8 protein-coding genes are annotated in these 6,805 nt (G+C 63.9%); 5 read left to right on the top strand and 3 right to left on the bottom strand.

Translation table 11 applies throughout. The features are described from left to right. The 5 genes from Q7T84_RS01775 to Q7T84_RS01755 form a co-directional block, all read left to right on the top strand. Window positions 1-371, top strand: a 371-nt coding sequence (locus tag Q7T84_RS01775) for a helix-turn-helix domain-containing protein (protein ID WP_304805883.1), incomplete at its 5' end; no start/stop codon positions are given. Between the two features lie 30 nt (window positions 372-401). Then, window positions 402-1,229 carry a universal stress protein gene (locus tag Q7T84_RS01770; protein ID WP_304805882.1) on the top strand — a complete coding sequence of 276 codons (828 nt, stop codon included), beginning with the start codon at window positions 402-404 and terminating at the stop codon, window positions 1,227-1,229. 321 nt (window positions 1,230-1,550) lie between these two features. Then, window positions 1,551-2,957, top strand: coding sequence for a PAS domain S-box protein (locus Q7T84_RS01765; protein WP_304805884.1), 1,407 nt, complete (start codon window positions 1,551-1,553; stop codon window positions 2,955-2,957). Then, complete coding sequence (gene fixJ / locus Q7T84_RS01760; protein WP_304805880.1) at window positions 2,947-3,546, top strand: response regulator FixJ; 600 nt, start codon at window positions 2,947-2,949, stop codon at window positions 3,544-3,546. Before Q7T84_RS01765 ends, fixJ begins: the two co-directional genes overlap by 11 nt. 74 nt (window positions 3,547-3,620) lie before the next feature. Next, a complete protein-coding gene (locus Q7T84_RS01755) occupies window positions 3,621-3,998 on the top strand; it encodes a response regulator (protein WP_304805878.1) in 378 nt (125 codons plus the stop codon). 9 nt (window positions 3,999-4,007) lie between these two features. Here the strand turns inward: Q7T84_RS01755 and Q7T84_RS01750 are convergent, their stop codons facing one another. The 3 genes from Q7T84_RS01750 to Q7T84_RS01740 all read right to left on the bottom strand — a co-directional run bounded on the left by Q7T84_RS01750 (window position 4,008) and on the right by Q7T84_RS01740 (window position 6,787). Next, on the bottom strand, window positions 4,008-4,844 hold the full coding sequence (locus Q7T84_RS01750; protein WP_304805877.1) for a universal stress protein: 837 nt from the start codon (window positions 4,842-4,844) through the stop codon (window positions 4,008-4,010). 133 nt (window positions 4,845-4,977) lie between these two features. Continuing rightward, window positions 4,978-5,829 carry a universal stress protein gene (locus Q7T84_RS01745; RefSeq protein ID WP_304805875.1) on the bottom strand — a complete coding sequence of 284 codons (852 nt, stop codon included), beginning with the start codon at window positions 5,827-5,829 and terminating at the stop codon, window positions 4,978-4,980. Window positions 5,830-5,950: 121 nt separating this feature from the next. Beyond that, window positions 5,951-6,787, bottom strand: coding sequence for a universal stress protein (locus tag Q7T84_RS01740; protein ID WP_304805874.1), 837 nt, complete (start codon window positions 6,785-6,787; stop codon window positions 5,951-5,953). Window positions 6,788-6,805 lie beyond the last annotated feature (18 nt).

Below are 6,805 nucleotides of genomic sequence, written 5' to 3'. Positions count from 1 at the left end.
GCACGATCCTGGTGGTCAAGCGCTCGGCGGTACGTCATTGCGGTGAGGAGCGTGAGCGGCTTGAGGGGCTCATCTGGGCGGCGACCACACATGAGCTAGGACGCACCCAGGAGCACCTCTTCATGCTCGGGCGTAAGAGCGCCTGCGAAAAGGTGGCGTGCTTCCTGATGATTACGGCCGAGCGGGTCAGGAGCGAGCTGACCACGCTGACAATGAGCCGCCAAGACATGGCCGATTATCTAGGCCTGACCATTGAAACGGTCTCGCGGATGCTTAGTCAGCTCCAGTCCAGCGGCATCATCGAATTCGCCGGTTGTCGGTCGTTCCGCGTGACCCATCCCGTGAGGCTGGCCCGTCTGGTCACGGCCTAAGAACAAAGTTCATCACATGGAGGTCATGTCATGACCTACAAAACCTTACTCTGCCACGCGCAGCCCAATGCGGACTACGCCGAGCACCTTCGCTGCGCCGCGAACCTCTCCGACGAACTAGAGGCCATGGTCATTGGCCTCGGCGCCGCGGCGATTCCACCCTTCGCGGTCAGCGCGGGGGGCTCCTATGCCGGTCTCGACGGAGAATGGCTGGCCTTGATGAGCGATCAGATCCGATTGAACCTTGAGGGCTCCAGAAAAGTCTTCGAGGAGGCGATCGGCGCCCGCGCCCGCGAATGGCGCACGCAGTGGCTGGAGCCAACGCCCGCCTTGGCCCAGGCGGCGCGCGGCGCGGACTTGATCATCGTGCGGCATGGCGGCCCCGGTCACCCCAACACCTATAGCGATGTCGATGTGGGCCAACTCGTCGTCAGCGCGGGTCGTCCGGTGCTCATGTGCCCCCCCGGCCGTGACTACCTCGGCAAGGGTCCGATCCTGGTGGCGTGGAAGGACAGTCGAGAATCGCGACGCGCGATCGCGGACGCCCTCCCACTGATGCAGCGCTCGGGAGATGTTCTCATCGTGGAGGCCTCGCCGGATGCCGACATCAGTCCCGCCGCCGCCAGGGTCGAGGACGTGGCCGAGGCCCTCGCCCGTCATGGCGTGCGAGCCCGCAGCGAAGTCCTGGAGCAGTCCGGCCGCGCCAGCCAGGCGATCATGACGCGCGCGGGCCAGCTGGGGGCCGAGCTCATCGTGGCTGGGGGCTATGGCCACACCCGGCTCGGGGAGTGGGCGTTCGGCGGAGTAACGCGCAATCTCCTGGAGCAAGAACGCTATTTCGTGCTGTTCAGCCACTGACGGGCTGTCGCCGTCCAGAAGCCACCGAGAACAGAACCGCTCCAGCGTTGGGGCGGTCAACCAACTCCCGTCGCGCCTCCTATCTTCAGGACCGCTGCGCCCGAGAAGGCGCCAAGAAATCGCCAGGATGACCTCTGGCCGTTCCCCGACGATATTCGGGAGTTCTCTTTATATTCCACCTGCGTCACTATCGGCGCGCGGCGTTGGCCCCACGTCGACGACAACGACAGAGAGGCTTTGCTTTTGCCAGTTGGGCGTCAGGCTTCGCAATGGCGTCCACAGACCGGCGACGGGTCAGTCAAGCTTGGGTATCTGGCAGCCGTGGGCGGGGCGATGGTCGGCTTGGTTGTCAGGCTGCTCCTAGACCCTTACGTCGACCAGCATCCGCTGGTGATCATCTATGTGCCGGCGGTTCTGGCGGCGGCGCTGGTCGGCGGCGCCGGACCGGCGACGCTGGCCACCGTGCTTTGTCTTGGGATCAGCGCCGCGTTCCTGGGTCAGGACATATGGCGCCCTGACAACGCCATCGACCTGGCCATCTTCATGATGCTTGGACCGCTTATCGGCGTCGTCGGCGATCGCCTGCGCCGTCAGGGGCAGGACGCGCGAACCCGCGAAGTCCATCTGCAGTCCATCCTCGACACGGTCCCCGAGGCCATGGTCGTCATCAACGACAGCGGCGTTATTCGCTCCTTCAGCGCGGCGGCCGTGCGGCTGTTCGGTTGGAAGCCGTCGGAAGCGGTTGGGCGAAATGTGAACATGCTTATGCCGCCCCCGTTTCGAGAAGAGCACGACGGGTATCTTCATCGCTATGAGACGACCGGAGAGCGTCGGATCATCGGCATCGGACGCATCGTGGTGGGCGAACGCAAAGACGGCTCGACGTTCCCAATGGAATTGACGGTAGGCGAGGCGCGGGTCGCCCAGGACCGCTTCTTTACCGGCTTTGTCCGCGATCTGACCGAGCGCCGCGCGCAAGAGCGCCGCATGCAAGAACTGCAATCGGAACTCGTTCACGTCTCGCGGCTGACCGCCATGGGAGAAATGGCTTCCTCGCTGGCCCACGAGCTCAACCAGCCCCTGTCGGCTATCGCCAACTACATGAAGGGTTCGGTCACGCTGCTGGATTCAGCTGAAATGGATAAGCCGCGATTGAAGGACGCGCTCGAACGCGCATACGAACAAGCCTTGCGCGCCGGCGACATCATCAAGCGGTTGCGCGAGTTCGTCGCCAAGGGCGAGACCCAACATGCGTTGGAGAGCCCCGCTCGGCTGATGGAGGAGGCCAGTGCGCTCGCTCTGGTCGGCGCCAGGGAACAGGGGGTGCGAGTGGAGCTTCGCTTTGCTCGTGACGTAGGTTCCGTCATCGTGGACAAGATTCAGGTGCAGCAAGTGGCGCTCAACCTGATCCGCAATGCGATTGACGCCATGGAAGAACAGCCACGTCGTGAACTGGCCATCTCCGTCGCCGTCGATGAGAGCGAGAAGGGGTTTGTCTTGGTGTCGGTCGCCGACACGGGACCAGGGGTCGACCCAGAAATTTTGGACCGGCTGTTTCAGCCGTTCGTCAGCACCAAGCTCAAGGGCATGGGCGTTGGACTATCAATATGTCGAACCATCATAGAAGCGCACGGTGGGCGGATCTGGGGCGAACGCAATCGCGAGGGCGGAGCCACGTTTCATTTTACCCTGCCCCTCGCCGATCTGGAGGTGACCAGTGATTGCTAAGCCGATCATCCATGTCATCGACGACGATGCAGCCATGAGGGACTCCCTCGCCTTCCTGCTTGACGTTCAAGGGTTCGAGCCGTGCCTCCACGAGTCTGCCGGCGCGTTCCTGGCGGCGATCGGCGATCACGCCGTGGACTGCATCGTCACCGATGTGCGGATGCCGGACATGACCGGCCTCGACCTGGTTCGCAAGCTCAAGGCTGACGGCGTGTCCTCTCCAGTGATCGTCATGACTGGGCATGGCGACATCGCTCTGGCCGTCGAGGCGATGAAGGCGGGCGTCATAGACTTCATCGAGAAGCCATTTCCCAACGAGATCCTGATCGCCGCTATCCGCGAAGCCTTGCAAAGCGGCGGTCAGCAACGAGACGCCCATCTGGACGCTGAACGACGCTTGGAGGGCCTATCGCCCCGCGAACGAGACGTCCTGGCCGGCGTGGTGGCGGGCAAGGTGAACAAGGTCATCGCCTATGAACTGGAGATCAGTCCGCGCACCGTGGAGATTTATCGCGCTAATCTGATGTCGAAGACCGGCGCGCGAAACTTCTCCGAACTGATGCGGATCGCCTTGGCGGCCGGTCTCTGACATTTGCGGCAGATCAAGGCGCCAGTCCGGCTTCTGGTGAAAGATAGCCATCCTCCCGACGATTGAGGATGCTCATGCCCGCAAGGCCGATCACTGGCCCCGTCCTCATTGTTGAGGATGACGGCGACGTTCTCAACGCGCTGCGGTTCGCGCTCGAGATCGAAGGCTACGACGTCCAAATCTTCAGCACCGCCGCCGCCCTCGCCCACGCGGCGAGAGACTCCGGCGCGGCCTGCTTGATCGTCGATCAGGGCCTGCCAGATGAGACCGGCCTGGAACTGATCGCCCGGCTGCGCCGGCGGGATATCACGACGCCGGCCGTACTGATCACCACCAACCTACCATTAGCCTTACAGGCGCAAGCTGCGGCCCTGGCGGTTCCGGTCGTGGAGAAGCCTCTGCTCTCCAACGCCCTCTTTGCGACGGTCCGGTCTTTAATCGACCAGGCGTAGGCAAAGGCGCTAGTGGGACGCCAACAGCGGAATAGGCGGGTCGCCCAGCATCTCGCGGCTCACTCCGCCTAAAATCATCTCGCGCAGCCTGGATCGTCCGTAGAGGCCCATGACGAGGAGGTCGGCGTTCAGCACCTTGATCTGCCGACGCAACACCTTTCCAACCGACACATCATCGCTGTGATCGACGATGACCTGGGTCTTTCGGCCGTGACGCTCCATATGGCGTTCCAGGAAACCGTCCGTGCCACCCATGCCCGAGGGCGAGACGATGACCACCGTCACCTCGTCCGCCGCATCCAAGAATGGCCAAGCGTCATGAAGGGCGCGGGCCGATTCGCGCGTGTTTTTCCAGGCGATCAGCACCCGCTTGGGCATGCCGCGCCATTCGCCTTCCTCAGGCACGATCAGCGTCGGCCCGCCGCTGGCCAAGCCGAGCGTCGTCGCCGAAATGCCGCGCCCTCCCCGGCTGGTCTCGATGCGCGGGGGAAGGATGGAGAGATCAGCGCGCCGCGCCGCCGCGATCAGGGCTGCATCGCTGTCGCCGTCGATAACCCGCCATTCGAATGAGGCGCCAGCCCTCTCAGCGGCGCTCCGCAGCGTCTGCTCGGCGACATCGGCCGCCAACTTCACGGCCGCGGCGCTTTCGGTCAGGGCCGCCTCGATTTCATGCCGAGGCAGATAGGCCAGCCCCTCGGCCGCGAACAGATCGTAGGTGAAGCTCGAACGTAGGAAGACGCCGGTCAGGGTGGCGCCCCAGTGCATCGCGAGATCGACGGCCAAGGCGCAGCGTCCAGGCGACGCATCAGTCTCATCGACCTGCAAAATGATGTCGCGAAAGCTCATGAGCCTCTCCTTCGATCCATCGACAGTGTGCTCGATCCGCGCGCCCCCCTTTGATCGCGATCAAACGATCCGTGTGCTCCTGCGTTAGATTCCCCAGGTCATCGGGATCGACCTCCGCCGGCGATGGTTCGCGTTAGTGCGACATGAAGACTGGCACGATCGGCGCGCGCAGCAGGCTCTGGGTGGCCCCGCCCAGGATGAACTCGCGCGCCCTGGAATGCCCAAACGCTCCCATGACCAGCAGGTCGGCGCCACAATCCTGGGCGCGGCGTGTCAGGCATTCGCCGATCTGCTGGCCTTGGCCGTCGATCTCGTCGAGTACAGCCGATATTCCAGACAAGGCGAGATGACGCACAAGGTCGGCTGCTGATCCAGCTGAGACCGAGGGCTTGTCGTTCAGCACCGAGACGATGCGCACCGACCCCGCGCGGCTCAGGATCGGCATGGCGTCGGCCACCGTTCGCGCCGCCGCCCTGCCGCCGTCCCACGCGACCACAACCGTGTCCAGACCGCCCTTGACGACAGCCTGATCGCCGGCCGCGAAGACGACGACAGGACGACCAGAGCCGAAGATCAGCGCCTCGGCCAGACTGGCCTGCCCGTCATCGAAACGCTCCTGTGGGATCAGGCATAGGCTCCGGGTCCGGGCGATGCGGACGATCTGTTCGCTCGTATCCTGCAGATCAGCGCGAATGATCATCGTCGCAGGGGCCGCCAGGCCCGCGACGGACGCCGACTTGACGAAACGCTCCAGCACGTTCTGAGCATTGTGCAGGCTCCGCTCCTCTTCCTTTCGCGCGACGTCGCTCAAATCCAGCAACAGATTGGCGATCAGATTGCTTTTTAGTGGAATGCGGACGTGCGTCGCCACGGCGCAAACCCCCTCGCCAAGCGCCACGGCCAGGCGGGCGCACTGATCAACCGCGGTCAGTGATGAAGCGTCTGGATAGCTGTCCAGGCAGGCCAGCATGTCGGTGAACACCACGGCGAAAATCCTCTCGTTGGCGCCCTGCCATCCTGGCCACGAGCGATGTTGCAGCCTAGGCCCCGCGCACGCCTCCGCCTTGACCTATCTCAAGACGGCCGACTGGGCCGCCGCGCCATGCTCAATGAGACATGAGGATCGGCGCAGGCATGTCCTTGAGCAGTTGCCGGCTGACACCACCCAGCACCAGTTCCCGCAGCCGCGAACGCCCATAGAGGCCCATGATCAGCAGATCGACGTCGAATTCGGCCATCTGCCGCTCGATGACGTCGGCGGCGGACTCATCCTCGCTCGGATCGACGATGAGATTGGCCTCGATCCCGTGACGCTCCAAAAGGCGCTGCAACACGCCGTCCGGACCGCCCTCTCCGTGAGGCGACACAATGAGCACATGGACCTCCTCGGCGGTCTCGATGAACGGCCAGCCGTCACGAAGCGCGCGCGAGGCTTCCCGCGAACCATTCCAAGCGATCAGCACGCGCTTACCGATCGGCGGCGCATAGTCGTCGTGAGGCGTGATCAACACCGGCCCACCGCACGCGACGCCGACGTTCGCGGCGTCCACACGCCGCTGCCCCATATGGATCACCATGCGATTGGGCATGATGGTCAGGTCAGTTCGACGGGCGCAGGCGACGAGGGCGTCGTCATGGTCGCCATTGACGGTCATCCAGTCCGACGCGACGCCAGCCTCCCCTGCCGCCGCCTCGAAGTTCGTGCGTGCGATCTCGCTCGCGTCCTCGACCGCCTTGACGTGATCCCGGAGAATCCTGTCGATGTCAGCTGGCGAAAGCCCGGTCAGCGCCTCGGCGGCGCCGAACTGCAGCAAAAAATCGCTGGTGGGAAAAAGGCCGCTCAGCCGAGCGTTCCAACGGCTCGCCAAGTCAGCGCCAAGCCGCGCCCGCATAGCGCCGCTTTCGGCCTGGTCCATGACAACGAGAATGTCGCGATAGCTCATTGATCGTCTCCTTTTCCA

It is taken from the genome of Phenylobacterium sp. (assembly GCF_030654915.1).
GTDB lineage: Bacteria > Pseudomonadota > Alphaproteobacteria > Caulobacterales > Caulobacteraceae > Phenylobacterium.
The sequence above is the reverse complement of the archived record's forward strand: the minus strand, read 5'-3'. Positions and strand labels throughout refer to the sequence as shown.

Coding starts and splice junctions, on each gene's coding strand:
- Q7T84_RS01750 (WP_304805877.1), bottom strand. CDS start 4,844: ATGAGCTTTCGCGACATCATTTTGCAGGTCGATGAGACTGATGCGTCG.
- Q7T84_RS01740 (WP_304805874.1), bottom strand. CDS start 6,787: ATGAGCTATCGCGACATTCTCGTTGTCATGGACCAGGCCGAAAGCGGC.
- Q7T84_RS01770 (WP_304805882.1), top strand. CDS start 402: ATGACCTACAAAACCTTACTCTGCCACGCGCAGCCCAATGCGGACTAC.
- Q7T84_RS01755 (WP_304805878.1), top strand. CDS start 3,621: ATGCCCGCAAGGCCGATCACTGGCCCCGTCCTCATTGTTGAGGATGAC.